Genomic DNA, 14,728 nt, shown 5'->3' with positions numbered 1-14,728 from the left:
ACCGTTAAACCACATGCCTGCCATAGGCGGTACGGTAATCAGCAGGGTAGAGAGCATCAGACCCAAGCCCAGCTGCTGGGTAACGGTTTCCATAATGCCGGTAGTGCCGCCTTCGCCGATGATGGTTGCCACAAATTTGCCGGCTGCCGCGCCGCCGAATAAGTGGCCCACCAAGTCCATGGAAATCTCCGCCATGACGCCGAGCAAGACGCTGGAGAAGATGGTAGCCAATCCGAAGTATAGCCATTTTTGGAACAGCGGAGCGGTTTTGAACAGGAGGCACAAAATAAAGATAGGCGCGAAACCGACTATTTACAAAAGGCCGTCTGAATTTCAGACGGCCTGAAACCTTTGCAAAGGTCTCAAGCAACTTATTTCAAGATTGCCCGTTTTCATCTGATACTACAAATATTCCTTTAAAGCCTATTACATTTTTCCCACCATATTTCCTTGTTTGGAAACCAAAAGCTGGTCGATTTTCAAATTTTCAGTATCGATAATTTCAAACTTATAACCGGCATAAACCAGAAAATCTGTACGTTTCGGGATTTTGCGCAAGGAATACATCATAAAGCCGGCGATGGTTTCGTAGTTTTCCGAATTGGGAAACTCTTCAATATCCAGCGCGCGCATAACATCGGTAAGCGGCGTGGCCCCGTCCACCAACCATGTGTCTTCGGTACGGCGGATGATTTGCGGCTCTTCTTCGGTATTGACTAGCTCGCCCATGACGATGCTCATCACGTCTTTCAGCGTTACCACGCCGACCACCAGCGCGTATTCGTTCACCACTACGGCAAAGTCTTCACCGGAAGTTTTGAAGGTCTCCAATACATCATAAAGCGACAACGTATCAGGGATAAACAAGGCTTTGCGCAACACGCGCTTGTCGGTCAGGCGAACGTCTTTTTCTTTTAAAAACAAGGTTAGCAGCGTATGCGATTCGATATAGCCGATGACACGTTCCAAGTCGCCGTCGCATACGAGAAATTTATTGTGCGGTTTGTCGGACATCATTTCCAACACGGTATCGCTGTCGTCATGTTTATCAAAATAGACGATATATTCGCGCGTGCTCATGGTGGAAGTAACCGTACGCTCCTGCATATCGAAAATATTTTCAATCAGATAGTGTTCTTGTTCTTTCAATACACCAGCCTGCGCACCGGCATCAACGACGGCATAAATATCTTCCGAGGTCAGCTGCTCCTGACGGACGGTTGAGATTTTGAAGAGTTTGAATATTGCGTTTGCCAACCCGTCAAAAACCCAGACAAGGGGCTTTAAGATAAAAATCAAAAACATCATCGGACGGACAATGCGTACCGCCACCGCTTCGGGATGGGTCATCGCCATGCGCTTGGGCATCAGGTCGGCAATTAAAATAAAGCTGCCTGTAACCAGCGAGAAAGTCAGCAAAGAGGCAACTGTGCTGCCCCAACTGCCTGCATTCTCCAACAGCTTGCCAAAATACGGACGTATTGCCGCCTCACCGACGATACCGGCAAGAATAGCGACGGCGTTCAATCCGATTTGGACAACGGTAATAAAACTGCCCGGCTGCTGCTGCATATTGATTACGTCAAGCGCACGCGTATCGCCGCCGTCTTTTGCCATGACCTGCAATTTGATTTTGCGTGCCGAAGCAAGCGCGAGTTCGGAACAGGACACAAACGCACTAATAACAATCAGCAGGCACAATAATAGTAAGGCTTCAAAAATATTCATGAAAATTTGTGTGTATGGTATAGGTTAAAAATATTCAAACAGCAAAGGCCGTCTGAAAAACTCAATTTGATCTTAGATTTGTATTATGTTCATTTACTGTTTTAATCATCCAGCGCATCTTCATCCAAGGATTTCAGCCATTTCAGCTTTTCGCCAATTTTGATTTCCAATCCACGCGGGACGGGTTGGTAGAAATCGGGTTCGTCCAAGCCGTCGGGCATATAGCTTTCGCCAGCGGCGTAGGCGTTAGGCTCGTCATGGGCATAGCGATATTCGCGTCCGTAACCCAACTCTTTCATCAACTTGGTCGGCGCATTGCGTAGGTGGACAGGCACTTCGTCGCTGGCATTTTCTTTGACGAAACGGCGCATTTGGTTGTATGCCTTATAGCCTGCATTAGATTTCGCGGCGGCAGCAAGGTACAACACGGCTTGAGCCAAAGCGAGTTCCCCTTCTGGCGAGCCTAAGCGCTCATAAGTAGCGGCGGCATCATTGGCAATCGTTAAGGCACGCGGATCGGCCAAGCCGATGTCTTCCCATGCCATACGGACAATGCGGCGGGCGAGATAACGCGGATCGGTACCACCGTCGAGCATACGGCAGAACCAATACAGCGCGGCATTCGGATGCGAACCGCGCACGGATTTGTGCAGGGCGGAGATTTGGTTGTAGAAACTCTCGCCGCCTTTGTCGAAACGGCGGATTTGCGCGCCCAAGCTGTCGGCGAGAAATTCGGCAGTTAAGGTTTTCAGACGACGTGTGTCTGCGGCGCGTAAAAGTTGTTCCAACAGATTCAACAATCTGCGCGCATCGCCGTCGGCGGTATTGACGAGCAGCTCCTGCGCATCGGTTTCAATCGTGAAATCTCGGTATTCGGGCAAAGCCAATACTTTGGCAATCAGTTTCTTGAGGTCGTCTGAAGATAAGGATTGCAAAACATACACCTGCGCGCGGCTCAACAGCGCAGGATTGACTTCGAACGACGGATTTTCCGTAGTCGCGCCGATAAAGGTCAGCAAACCGCTTTCGACATGGGGCAAAAACGCGTCCTGCTGCGCCTTGTTGAAGCGGTGGACTTCATCGACAAACAAAATCGTCGTGCGTCCCTGTTGCAAAGCGATTTCGGCTTTATCGATTGCCTCGCGTATGTCTTTCACGCCGGAGAATACGGCGGAAACAGGCAAAAACTGGGCATTGAAACTCTGCGCCAAAATCCGCGCCAACGTGGTTTTGCCTACACCCGGTGGCCCCCACAGCAACATAGAATGCGGCTTTCCACCCTCAACCGCCACACGCAAAGGTTTGCCTTCGCCGATTAAGTGCTGCTGCCCAATGACATCGTCCAGGGAATGCGGGCGCAGGCGTTCGGCTAAAGGGGCTTCGGGTTGGCGGGCAAAAAGGTCGGACATAGTAGCTTCCGTGCTGGCTGATTGAAAAGAAAATTCGCTAGCATTATACGGCAGTTTCGCAAACACACATATCAGGCCGCATTACGGTATAATACATGCTATTTTGAGAACTCTTCGGGCGTTTCAGACGGCCTTGCTTACAGGAAACATCATGACTTCAAAAACTCTTTTGGCAGCTGTTACATCAGCTTTCTTATTGGGTGCATGCGCTAGCGGCGGCGAATCTTTCGGCGGTTTGGGCAGCGGCACAGGTATCGGCAGCAGCGTAGTGAAAATGGCGGTAGACAGCCAATGCCGTACCGAATTAAACAAACGTAACGAATGGCGCGTCATTGCTTTGGCCATGAGCGCGGAAAAACAAGCCGAATGGGAAAATAAAATCTGCGGCTGCGCCAGCGAGGAAGCGCCAAATCAATTGACTGCAACCGAAATGATGCAGGTATTGAGTCCGGCAACCCGCGAGCAAGCTATTGCTTCCGTTACCGCAAAAACGGTTACCGCCTGCTTCAAACGACTCTACAAATAATCGTTCAGACGGCCTTTTTTAATATCTAGGCCGTCTGAATTCGTTTTGACTTTCTATTTGAATTTTAAATATATAGAGAAGAAACCATGAAATACATCAGCACCCGCGGTGCAACCGCACGTAAGCAATTCAGCGAAGTTTTATTGATGGGTTTGGCTCCTGACGGCGGTTTGATGCTGCCTGAGCAATACCCTCAAATCGACCGTGCTACCTTAGACCAATGGCGCACACTCAGCTATCCTGAGCTGGCGTTTGAAGTCATGAGCCTGTTTGCCACCGACATCCCTGCTGATGATTTACGCGACATCATCAACCGCACCTACACCGAAGAAGTATTCGGTACCAAAGCCATTACTCCGGTGCGCACTCTTTCAGACGGCATCAAAATCCAAGCCCTGTCCAATGGCCCGACTTTGGCATTCAAAGACATGGCCATGCAATTCTTGGGCAATGCGTTTGAATATGTATTGAACAAAGAAGGCAAAGAACTCAATATCTTGGGTGCCACCAGCGGCGACACCGGATCTGCCGCCGAATATGCCCTGCGCAGTAAAAAAGGCGTCAATGTCTTCATGCTGTCACCGGAAGGCAAAATGAGCGCATTCCAACGTGCGCAAATGTTCAGTCTGCAAGATGCCAACATCCACAACATCGCTGTTGAAGGCATGTTTGACGACTGCCAAGACATCGTCAAAGCCGTACAAAATGATGCCGAGTTCAAAGCCAAATACCACATCGGCACAGTCAACTCGATCAACTGGGGCCGTATCGTCGCCCAAGTCGTGTATTACTTTGCCGGTTATTTCAATGCCACTTCGAGCAATGATGAAAAAGTCAGCTTCTGCGTACCAAGCGGCAACTTCGGCAATGTCTGCGCCGGCCATATCGCACGCCAAATGGGTCTGCCTATCCACCGCTTGATTGTTGCCACCAATGAAAACGACGTATTGGACGAATTTTTCAAAACCGGCGCATACCGCCCGCGCAACAGCGAACACACTCACGTTACTTCCAGCCCGTCTATGGACATTTCCAAAGCCTCCAACTTCGAGCGTTTTGTGTTTGACCTGATGGACCGCGATGCAGACGAAATCAAAACCTTATGGGCTGAAGTAAGCTCCGGCAAAGGTTTCAATTTGGAATTTGTCTTAAACAAAGTCCATCAACAATATGGCTTTGTTTCCGGCAAATCGACCCATGCCAACCGCCTTGCCACCATCAAACAGGTTTACGAACAAGACCATGAATTGATTGATCCGCATACAGCCGATGGCATCAAAGTAGCGCGTGAAGTACGCGAAGCCGGCGAAACCATCGTCTGCCTCGAAACCGCATTGGCTGCCAAATTTGAAGCCACCATCCATGAGGCTGTCGGCGAAGTTGCTATCCCCCGCCCGGCTGCATTGGAAGGCTTGGAAAACCTGCCGCAACGTGTCCGTGTTGTCCCTAATAACGCAACGACAGTAAAAGACATCATTAAGGAAGCTTTGGCTTAACCGGCTGTCTTTGACGACTGAAGAGGCCGTCTGAAACTTTTTCAGACGGCCGCAACTGGTGTTTGAGAAGTGGGCAGCGTTATTAACGACCCCACCGCATCACAGTCGTTCTCATTATAAAATCAAGGCGTTAAAACAATACCAACTCCTTTCGACTTTCAATTGCAAACATTGTAATGACAGATATTTTCGTTTAGAATTGCATGTTTGCTCTAAATCTGGATTGATATGCAGACAACACAAGCCACATCCAACTGGGAGCTGTACAAACGTTTGCTTGGATATTTAAAAAGCTATTGGAAGATGTTTATCGTCTCCGTAGTAGCCATGCTGATTGTCGCCGGTACGATGCCGGCTTTCGGTTACTTGCTCAAACCTTTGATTAATGAAGGTTTTGTCGATAAAAACATGAAAAGCATGTCATGGTTGCCGCTGGCAATTGTGGCGCTGTTTTTCGTTCGCGGCCTGTTCAACTTCATTAACGAATATTGTACGACTTATCTGTCCAGCCACTTGGTGCAGCGTTTGCGCGGTGAAATGTTCAATAAAATGATGCACCTGCCGACTTCGTATTTCAGCAGCAATACCGGCGGCCGTCTGATGTCGCGCATTTTAAACGACGTCAACCAAATTACTGATGCAGGATTTAACGTCATTACCGTGATCGCCAAAGACGGCGTGAGCGTGGTCGGTCTGTTGGGCTTGTTGACTTATCTAAACTGGCGTTTGACCCTGATTACTTTTATTATTTTGCCGGTCGTTGCCGTATGTATCCAAACGGTCAGCAAACGCTTGCGCAAATTGTCTGCCAACAATCAAATTTACATCGGTCAGCTGATGCAGGTTTTGGGAGAAAGCATCAATGGTGAACGTGTTGTGAAAATCTATGGCGGTCAAGATTATGAAAATCGCCGCTTCAACCGTATTGCCGACGATGTGCGCCGCAACCTGCTCAAACAGGTTTCCGCCAGCTCTGCCGGTACCGGCATTACGCAATTAATGGCTTCGTTTGCACTGGCTGCGATTATTTACGCAGCGGCACGCCAAGCAGGGCTTTCAGGATTTAGTGCAGGCGATTTTATGTCGTTTTTATCCAGCATGATCATGATGTTTGACCCCATCAAACGTATGACCGGCGTGATGCAATCCCTGCAACGCGGTTTGGCGGCGGCAGAAAGTGTCTTTACCTTTTTGGATCAACCCGAAGAGAGCAACGAAGGCAAACAAATCCTCAGCCCAAACCCTGGAGATATTGAATTTTGCGATGTTGTACACCGCTATCCTGAAGCCGAACGCAACAGCTTGAACCACATCAACCTGCTTGTACCGCAAGGCAAAGTGACTGCATTGGTCGGCGCATCAGGCTGCGGTAAAACCACTCTGGCCAATATGTTGCCGCGCTTCCTCAATCCGGATGAAGGCAAGGTTTTGATTGGCGGCGTCAACATCAAGGAATATACACTCGAAAGCCTGCGCAGCCGCATGGCATTTGTCGGCCAAAACGTTATCCTGTTTAATGGTACGATTGCTGAAAACATTGCCTATGCTCAAGCTGACAAATTCAGTGAAGAAGAAATTATCAATGCTGCAAAAGCCGCGAATGCTTGGGAATTTATCCAAAAAATGCCGCAAGGTTTGCACACTGAAGTTGGCGAAAACGGTTTAAAACTGTCCGGCGGCCAACGTCAACGCCTCGCCATTGCGCGTGCGCTTTTGAAAAATGCGCCGATTTTGATTTTGGACGAAGCCACCAGCGCATTAGATAATGAATCCGAACGTTTGGTACAAACCGCATTGGAAAACCTGATGCAAAACCGTACCACATTGGTGATTGCCCACCGACTTTCAACCATCGAAAAAGCCGACAATATCGTTGTGATGCACGAAGGCAATGTAGTCGAACAAGGCACTCATCATGAATTGATCAACGCAGGCGGACGCTATTCCGACCTGCACAGCCTCAGCGAAAAATCAGCCAAACCGGCAAGCAAGTAGCTGAACACCATATTCCATTCTTTTTATTAACCTCGGCCGCCCCTACCTATTCTTTTCAGACGGCCTTATCCGACAGGAAATATCAATGGCAGCATTCAACACCCAGAAAGTCTTGTCCGTACACCACTGGACCGACGCTTACTTCACTTTCACCTGTACCCGTGACGAGTCTTTGCGCTTTGAAAACGGCCAATTCGTCATGGTCGGCCTGATGGTAGACGGTAAACCGCTGATGCGCGCATACAGCGTGGCTTCTGCCAACTGGGAAGAGCATCTGGAATTTTTCAGTATCAAAGTACAAGACGGCCCATTGACCAGCCGCCTGCAACACCTTAAAGTCGGCGACGATGTCCTCATCAGTAAAAAACCGACCGGTACACTGGTTGCCGGCGACCTGAATCCGGGCAAACATCTCTACCTCTTGAGCACCGGTACCGGTATCGCCCCTTTCTTGAGTATTACCAAAGACCCTGATGTTTATGAGCAATTCGAAAAAATTATCTTGGTTCACGGCGTACGCTACAAAAAAGACTTGGCATACTACGACCGCTTCACCAAAGAATTGCCCGAACACGAATACTTGGGCGACTTGGTTAAAGAAAAACTGATTTACTACCCGATCGTTTCACGCGAAGAATATGTACATCAAGGCCGTCTGACCGATTTAATGCGCAGCGGCAAACTCTTTGAAGACATCGGCCTGCCTAAAATCAATCCGCAAGACGACCGCGCTATGCTGTGCGGCAGCCCAGCCATGTTGAAAGACACCTGCAACGTTTTGGACGAATTCGGACTGACCGTTTCTCCGAAAACCGGCGTTCGCGGCGACTACCTGATTGAGCGCGCATTCGTCGATCAATAACGTACGTTAGCAACAGGCCGTCTGAAACCCTTCTTTCAGACGGCCTAAACCTTAATAATTTATCCCACATTATGCCTACTCTACTCATCATCCGTCCGTCCAACCGTCCACAGCAAGATATCCAAACCTGCCATACAGCCGGTTGGCAGGCTCAGGTATTGAGTCCGATTGAAATAGAGGTGGATCGTTCGGCGCAAGAAAAACTCCCCGAACAATTCAAGCAAGCCGACGTCGTGTTTTGGGTCAGCCCGACCGCTATTGAAACCGCAGCGCCGCATCTGAACTTTTCAGACGGCCACAAAGCACACATTACCGTCGGCCAAACCAGCCAACATACTTTGGCGCAATTCTCCCCCTATCCCGTATTCTCTCCCGAAGACGGCAACGACAGCGAAGCCGTCTTGAGAATGCCTATTTGGAAAAACCTGCCACCCAACGCCCGAGTTCTAATCATTCGAGGTCATGGCGGCCGTGATTTTTTAGCAGACAAACTGACCGAACTGGGTTTCCAAATCGACATCGCCGAAATCTATTTCAGACGGCCACACGCCATCGATTGGCAGAACTTTAAAACTGAAGACATCGCTGCCGCCTACGTCACATCCGGCGAGCTCGCGCGCGAATTTTTCCATCAGATTCCGCCGCAATTTTCCCGATTCTTCGAATCCTTGCTATACTTTACCCACCATCCGCGTATTGCCGATGCACTTCGCATTGTCGGCGCCAAACATGTAGAAACCGTCACTTCTTTATCCGCTGCACTTTCATCCATGCCACAAAGGAGCCAAGCAGTGAACCCAGTCGAAGACAATAAAGATACCCAACAAGTTGCCAATACGGCAGCTCCGGTGCCTGAACGTTCTGAAAACACAAGGCCGTCTGAACAAATCAAACCTACCCAACCTCAGCGAGTGGAGGCGAGCATGCCCGAGTCCAACAATCTCCCACAAAACAACGCCCCTGTTATCATCAAACAATCTGGCGGCAAAGCCTTGGCCGCAGGTGCAACCGTCTTGGCACTGCTTAGCTTGGGCGCGAGCGGATTCCTGTTTGTACAGGGCCAAAATGTTTTAAAAAACCAAGAGCTCGAATTCAACCAAAAAATCGACAAAGCTGCATTGGGCGAGTCTGAAAACGCCAGCCTTTTAAAAGACAACCTCAACCGCCAAACCGCTATTCAAGCCGAGTTAGACCGCCTGAACAACGGTCAAAAAAACAATAGCGATCAAATCCTGCAAACGCAGAAAGCTTATCAAGAGCTGCTCAAAGGCCGTATCAACTGGCTGGTCAACGAAGCCGAATCCATGTTGAACACTGCTTCGCAACAATTGATGCTGTCAGGCAACCTCCAAGGCGCGGTCAGCGTATTGGAACACATCGACAGCCGCTTAAGCCGTTTTGAACAGCCTGAGCTTATCCCCGTCAAACAAGCCATCAGCAATGATTTGGCCGCGCTAAAAAACCGTCCTTATGTCGATATTTCCGCCACTGCCTTGAGTATCGACCGTTTGGAAACCGGTATTTCAGGCCTGCCTTTGGTTTTGGACGGCGTATTGAAACCGGGTGCCGCGCCTGTCGAAGCCGCCAATTCAGGAACTTGGTGGGAAAACACATGGGAAAAATCCCTCAATACCCTCAAAGGATTGGTTGAAGTCCGCCATCTGGACAGCAACGACGCCATGTTGATTTCACCCGATCAAACCTACTTCATCCGTGAAAACCTGCGCCTGCGCCTTTTGGATGCGCGCATTGCCCTGTTGCAACACAACGGCGAAGTGTATCAAAGCGATTTGAACAACGTTGAAGCAACCGTGAAGCAATACTTCGACAGCAAATCCCCTGCTACCCAGTCATGGCTGAAAGAGTTGGCCGAACTCAAAGCCCTTGATGTCCGTATGATTTCAGACGACAGCCTGAAAGCCAGCTTGAGCGCCGTTCGCGCTTATCAAGAAGGTTCGCGTATACAAATGACGACCGAAGAAGCTGCACAAACCCAAGCTGCCGAGAAAACCGCTTCCGCTCCGGCTGCAACTACCGAGCAAACCACAACTTCCGCACCGGCGGCCGCTTCCGCTCCTCAATCTTTAGAAGCACCTGCATTGCCCTCTGAAAACAAAAAAGAACCGGCCGCCGAAGCTGCCAAACCACAAAACCAAACCAAGCCTGCTGCCAAAATTAAAGGAGAGCAAGCATGAAAACCGTCGTTTGGATTGTCATTCTGTTTGCCGCCGCCGTCGGTTTAGCGTTGGCTTCCGGCATTTATACCGGCAACGTGTATGTCGTGGTTGAGCAAACCATGCTGCGTATCAATCTGCATGCCTTTGTTTTAGGCCTGCTGTTGAGCGTATTCGTCTTGTATTTCCTGATTAAATTCGTGTTCGGCCTCTTAAATATTCCGGCGCGTATGCAACGCTTCGGCATTGCCCGCAAAGGCCGTCAGGCTTCTGCCTCTTTGAACAGCGCAGGTCTGGCATATTTTGAAGGCCGTTTTGAAAAAGCCGAACAAGAAGCCGCCAAAGTCTTGCAAAACAAAGAAGCAGGCGACAACCGCACCCTGGCTTTGATGTTGGGCGCGCATGCGGCCGACCAAATGGAAAACTTCGAATTGCGCGACCGCTACCTGCATGAAATCGAACACCTGCCACAAAAACAACAGCTTTCCCGTCATCTTTTGCTGGCCGAATCTGCACTGAGCCGCCGCGATTATCCGACTGCCGCACAAAACCTTGAAGCCGCAGCAAAAATCAATAGCAACTTAAGCCGCCTAGTCCGCCTGCAATTGCGTTATGCCTTTGATCATGGCGATGCTGCAGATGTCTTGGCAAAAGCAGAAAAACTGGTTAAAGCCGGCGCCATCAACGATTACGAAGCCGAACAGTATCAAAATTGGGCATATCGCCGCCTCTTAAGCGAAGCAACCGATGCAGGCAGTCTGAAAGCTTGTTTGAAACACATTCCTGAAAGCATGAAATCAGGCGAATTGTGTGTCGCGATTGCCGAAAAATACGAGCGTTTGGGTTTGTATGCCGAGGCGGTCAAATGGGTTAAAGCCCATTATCCGCAAACCCGTCAGCCTGAGCTCTTGGAAGCATTTGTCGAATCCGTACGTTTCCTAAGCGAGCGAGAGCAACAAAAAGCCATCGACTTGGCAGACTCTTGGCTGCAGGAACAACCCGACAATGCACCACTGTTGATGTATCTTGGCCAACTGGCTTACGGACGCAAACTTTGGGGCAAAGCCCAAGGCTACCTCGAAGCCAGCATCGCCCTGCAACCCAGCGTATCCGCACATTTGGTCTTGGCCCGCGTGTTTGATGAAACCGACCAACCGCAAAAAGCGCAAGAACAACGCAATCTGGTTTTGGAAAGCGTGGCCGAAGAAGAACATCCGGCAGCCCTTCCTCAACCCAATTGATGTGCTGATTTCGCATTAAGCGACAATATGAAATCTAAACAGAACCAACCATTTAATCATTTCAGACGGCCTCAATACATATCTAAGGCCGTCTGAACTTTGTCCAACACACCAAATCAGAAAGCCTCTCTACCATGACTGCTCTGAAAAACGACACTTTCCTCCGCGCCCTGCTCAAACAGCCTGTCGAATACACTCCTATCTGGATGATGCGCCAAGCCGGACGCTATCTGCCTGAATACAAAGCCACGCGCGCACGCGCAGGCAGCTTTCTCGATTTGTGCAAAAACACCGAGTTGGCAACCGAAGTTACCATCCAACCTTTAGAACGTTTTGATCTAGACGCGGCAATTCTGTTTTCCGATATTCTGACCGTTCCCGATGCCATGGGTTTGGGCCTGTATTTTGCCGAAGGCGAAGGCCCGAAATTTGAACGCGCCTTGCAACACGAAGTCGACATTGCAAAACTGCAAGTTCCTGACATGGAAAAACTGCAATACGTCTTTGATGCCGTAACTTCCATCCGTAAAGCACTAGACGGCCGAGTTCCGCTGATCGGCTTCTCAGGCAGCCCATTCACACTTGCCTGCTACATGGTTGAAGGCGGCAGCAGCAAAGAATTCCGCACCATCAAAACCATGATGTATTCACGCCCTGATTTGCTGCATAAAATCCTCGACACCAATGCTCAAGCCGTTACCGCCTACCTCAACGCCCAAATCGATGCTGGCGCACAAGCCGTACAAATTTTCGATACTTGGGGCGGCGTGTTGAGCGATGCCGCATTTAAAGAATTCAGCCTGAAGTACATCCGACAAATCGTTGCCGGACTCAAACGCGAAAGCGAAGGTCGCCGCGTGCCTGTTATCGTATTTGCCAAAGGCGGCGGCTTATGGCTGGAAAGCATGGCAGAAATCGGCGCAGATGCATTGGGCTTGGACTGGACCTGCAACATCGGCGAAGCCCGCCGTCGCGTCGGCGAACAAGTTGCCCTACAAGGCAACTTCGACCCGTTTGCCCTCTTCGGCACACCGGAATCTATCCGCACCGAGGTCGCACGCATCCTCGCCGACTACGGTAACGGCAGCGGCCATGTATTCAACCTCGGCCACGGCATCAACCAACACGCCGATCCAGAACACGCCAAAATTTTGGTCGATACCGTACACGAATTGTCCCGTCAGTATCACCGTTAATTAAAGCAACTCAAAGGCCGTCTGAAAACAGAAACACGATTATCGTGTAAATTTGTTTTCAGACGGTTTTTCTATATACTTAATATCTGAAGCTTATCAGCTGACACCTTCAAACTTAAAAACACATCCACTCCCGCTACCGAATATGAATTTTTTTAAAGACATCACCTGGACCGAAATTTTCATCTTCGCCCACACCTGCGCCGCACTCGTCTGCATGCTGCGCGTGTTGTACAAACAAAAAAACATCGGCTCAACCTTTGCCTGGCTGATTATCCTATTCCTTTTCCCCGTATTCGGAACCATCGCCTACATCCTTATTGGAGAGCCTCGTCTAGGCACCGCCCGCGCCAAACGTACCGGCGAAATGAACCGCTTCTACCGCAACTTTGCCGCCACCCATCTAGCCGATATCTATCTCGACATTGCCGACCAAGTCAAATCACGATACCACGGCATCAGTAAAGTTGCCGAAAAAGGAACGGGGCTGGGTGCAACCAAAGGCAACGCCATGAGCCTGCTCTCTACCACAGATGCCATCATCGACAGCATGCTTGCGGACATACGCGCCGCAACCCATTCCTGCCTGCTGGCCTTTTACATTATCGAACCCAAAGGCCGCATTGAAGAAATTTTAAATGAAATTCTTGCCGCCGCAGATCGAGGCGTTGACTGCGCCATTCTGGCCGATGCCGTCGGCAGCAGGAGTTTTTTTGAAAGCGATTGGGTAGAGATACTGCGCCAAGCAGGCATTGAAGTACATACCTCATTGCCTGTCGGCATTTGGCGTACATTATTTACGCGTACCGACCTGCGCAACCACCGCAAAATCCTCGTTATCGACAGCAAAATCGGTTACACCGGCAGCTTCAACCTCGTCGACCCGCGCTATTTCAAACAAAACTCCGGCGTCGGAGAATGGGTCGATGTCATGATGCGCTGCACAGGGCCTATGGTTTTGGAACTGTCTGCCGTCTTCTTCGCCGACCTTGCCGTCGAAACCGATGAAAACCTCCAAAACGTACAAACATACCTCAACCAAGCCCAAAGCCTGCTGCCCCAAATCCTTCCTGAAAAAATGCAGCAAGGCGATATCGTTGCCCAAATCATTCCATCCGCCCCCGAGCAAGGCAGCTTCGTTATTTACGAAACCATCATCAGCGCCATCTATGCCGCCACCAAACAAATCACGATTACCACCCCCTCCTTTGTCCCCGACGAGCCGCTTCTCATGGCATTAACCGTTGCCGCCAAACGCGGCGTCAAAGTGACCCTGATACTGCCTGCCAAAGTCGATTCACTGATGGTTCGCTACGCCTCACGCGCCTACTACCCTATGTTGCTGGAAGCCGGCGTCAAAATCGCCATGTTTGAAGGCGGTCTTCTACATGCCAAAACCATGACTATTGACGAAGACTACTCCCTCTTCGGTACGGTCAACATGGACATGCGCAGTTTCTTCCTCAACCTAGAAATCAGCCTCGCCATCTACGATCGTGATACCACCAAACAAATCTGCAACCTCCAACGCAGCTACCTTAAAAACAGCAGCTACATTGCCATCAAATCATGGCAACAACGCTCCAAACTCCGCGACCTCGTGGAAAATGTCGTCCGCCTGATGAGTCCTTTACTGTAAAACATAAATATTTAAGCCGTCTGAAAAATACTTTTCAGACGGCCTTTTTTATATATAAAAATTATATCGTTCTTTTATTTTAAATCAGATGCTTAAGCGATCATTTACACCAACCAAACAAACCAATACCTATCCCTATTCCAAACTGCATGGTTACAAATAATTTGACAAAATCATTTTTAGGGATATAATATTTCTCATATATGATTTTTATTATATATATATTTATTTATAGATAATTCATTCTGAAACAAGGAGCAATAAAATGAAACGAAACTTGGGTACTTTGGATCGCGTAATCCGTATTGTTATCGGCGTAGCGCTGATTGCTGCGGCCGCTACCGGACACATTGGCTGGTGGGGTTGGCTGGGCATCATCCCCCTGGGTACAGCACTGATTGGCAACTGCGCGCTGTACAGCTTATTGGGCATCAACACCTGCCGCATCAACAAAAAATAAAG

The 14,728-nt window shown here is 49.5% G+C and carries 11 protein-coding genes and 2 pseudogenes; 10 read left to right on the top strand and 3 right to left on the bottom strand.

Translation table 11 applies throughout. The annotated features are described in order from the left end of the window. From HMPREF2872_RS11260 to HMPREF2872_RS04340, 3 genes and pseudogenes are all read right to left on the bottom strand, one after another. Window positions 1-285: pseudogene (locus HMPREF2872_RS11260) on the bottom strand (hypothetical protein); the annotation flags it as partial. 141 nt (window positions 286-426) lie between these two features. Continuing rightward, a complete protein-coding gene (locus HMPREF2872_RS04345; RefSeq protein ID WP_070631463.1) occupies window positions 427-1,728 on the bottom strand; it encodes a polyamine export protein PaeA in 1,302 nt (433 codons plus the stop codon). 101 nt (window positions 1,729-1,829) lie between these two features. Continuing rightward, window positions 1,830-3,137, bottom strand: coding sequence for a replication-associated recombination protein A (locus tag HMPREF2872_RS04340; protein WP_070631460.1), 1,308 nt, complete (start codon window positions 3,135-3,137; stop codon window positions 1,830-1,832). Between the two features lie 151 nt (window positions 3,138-3,288). On the opposite strand from HMPREF2872_RS04340, the gene HMPREF2872_RS04335 reads away from it, so the two are divergent. The 10 genes and pseudogenes from HMPREF2872_RS04335 (at window position 3,289) to HMPREF2872_RS04295 (ending at window position 14,726) form a co-directional block, all read left to right on the top strand. Next, complete coding sequence (locus HMPREF2872_RS04335; protein WP_070631458.1) at window positions 3,289-3,663, top strand: hypothetical protein; 375 nt, start codon at window positions 3,289-3,291, stop codon at window positions 3,661-3,663. Window positions 3,664-3,749: 86 nt separating this feature from the next. Further along, window positions 3,750-5,159 (top strand): threonine synthase, encoded by a 1,410-nt coding sequence (thrC, locus tag HMPREF2872_RS04330; RefSeq protein ID WP_070631456.1) that lies wholly within the window; start codon window positions 3,750-3,752, stop codon window positions 5,157-5,159. A 228-nt stretch (window positions 5,160-5,387) separates the two neighbouring features. Next, on the top strand, window positions 5,388-7,154 hold the full coding sequence (msbA, locus tag HMPREF2872_RS04325) for a lipid A export permease/ATP-binding protein MsbA (protein WP_070631454.1): 1,767 nt from the start codon (window positions 5,388-5,390) through the stop codon (window positions 7,152-7,154). An 85-nt stretch (window positions 7,155-7,239) separates the two neighbouring features. Further along, window positions 7,240-8,016 (top strand): ferredoxin--NADP reductase, encoded by a 777-nt coding sequence (locus HMPREF2872_RS04320; protein WP_049328975.1) that lies wholly within the window; start codon window positions 7,240-7,242, stop codon window positions 8,014-8,016. Window positions 8,017-8,087: 71 nt separating this feature from the next. After that, window positions 8,088-8,783: pseudogene (locus tag HMPREF2872_RS11995) on the top strand (uroporphyrinogen-III synthase); the annotation flags it as partial. A gap of 156 nt (window positions 8,784-8,939) precedes the next feature. Continuing rightward, a complete protein-coding gene (locus HMPREF2872_RS11990; protein WP_283118986.1) occupies window positions 8,940-10,211 on the top strand; it encodes a uroporphyrinogen-III C-methyltransferase in 1,272 nt (423 codons plus the stop codon). Next, window positions 10,208-11,431, top strand: coding sequence for a heme biosynthesis protein HemY (locus HMPREF2872_RS04310; RefSeq protein ID WP_070631451.1), 1,224 nt, complete (start codon window positions 10,208-10,210; stop codon window positions 11,429-11,431). Before HMPREF2872_RS11990 ends, HMPREF2872_RS04310 begins: the two co-directional genes overlap by 4 nt. Before the next feature lie 134 nt (window positions 11,432-11,565). Beyond that, window positions 11,566-12,627 (top strand): uroporphyrinogen decarboxylase, encoded by a 1,062-nt coding sequence (hemE, locus tag HMPREF2872_RS04305; RefSeq protein ID WP_070631449.1) that lies wholly within the window; start codon window positions 11,566-11,568, stop codon window positions 12,625-12,627. Between the two features lie 145 nt (window positions 12,628-12,772). Then, the gene (gene cls / locus HMPREF2872_RS04300) at window positions 12,773-14,266 is read left to right on the top strand and encodes a cardiolipin synthase (RefSeq protein ID WP_070631447.1); all 1,494 of its coding nucleotides are present in this window, start codon (window positions 12,773-12,775) and stop codon (window positions 14,264-14,266) included. A gap of 265 nt (window positions 14,267-14,531) precedes the next feature. Beyond that, window positions 14,532-14,726 (top strand): YgaP family membrane protein, encoded by a 195-nt coding sequence (locus HMPREF2872_RS04295; RefSeq protein WP_036491196.1) that lies wholly within the window; start codon window positions 14,532-14,534, stop codon window positions 14,724-14,726. The last annotated feature ends 2 nt before the right edge of the window (window positions 14,727-14,728 follow it).

Source organism: Neisseria sp. HMSC069H12, assembly GCF_001812735.1.
Classification (GTDB): Bacteria; Pseudomonadota; Gammaproteobacteria; order Burkholderiales; family Neisseriaceae; genus Neisseria; species Neisseria subflava.
Note: the sequence above shows the minus strand (reverse complement) of the source record. Positions and strands in the feature narration are given on the sequence as shown.

What these genes read in the sequence shown, in the direction of transcription:
- HMPREF2872_RS04345 (WP_070631463.1), bottom strand. Translation starts at nt 1,728, where the DNA reads ATGAATATTTTTGAAGCCTTACTATTATTGTGCCTGCTGATTGTTATT.
- cls (WP_070631447.1), top strand. Translation starts at nt 12,773, where the DNA reads ATGAATTTTTTTAAAGACATCACCTGGACCGAAATTTTCATCTTCGCC.
- hemE (WP_070631449.1), top strand. Translation starts at nt 11,566, where the DNA reads ATGACTGCTCTGAAAAACGACACTTTCCTCCGCGCCCTGCTCAAACAG.
- msbA (WP_070631454.1), top strand. Translation starts at nt 5,388, where the DNA reads ATGCAGACAACACAAGCCACATCCAACTGGGAGCTGTACAAACGTTTG.
- HMPREF2872_RS11990 (WP_283118986.1), top strand. Translation starts at nt 8,940, where the DNA reads ATGCCCGAGTCCAACAATCTCCCACAAAACAACGCCCCTGTTATCATC.
- HMPREF2872_RS04310 (WP_070631451.1), top strand. Translation starts at nt 10,208, where the DNA reads ATGAAAACCGTCGTTTGGATTGTCATTCTGTTTGCCGCCGCCGTCGGT.
- HMPREF2872_RS04335 (WP_070631458.1), top strand. Translation starts at nt 3,289, where the DNA reads ATGACTTCAAAAACTCTTTTGGCAGCTGTTACATCAGCTTTCTTATTG.
- HMPREF2872_RS04295 (WP_036491196.1), top strand. Translation starts at nt 14,532, where the DNA reads ATGAAACGAAACTTGGGTACTTTGGATCGCGTAATCCGTATTGTTATC.
- thrC (WP_070631456.1), top strand. Translation starts at nt 3,750, where the DNA reads ATGAAATACATCAGCACCCGCGGTGCAACCGCACGTAAGCAATTCAGC.
- HMPREF2872_RS04340 (WP_070631460.1), bottom strand. Translation starts at nt 3,137, where the DNA reads ATGTCCGACCTTTTTGCCCGCCAACCCGAAGCCCCTTTAGCCGAACGC.
- HMPREF2872_RS04320 (WP_049328975.1), top strand. Translation starts at nt 7,240, where the DNA reads ATGGCAGCATTCAACACCCAGAAAGTCTTGTCCGTACACCACTGGACC.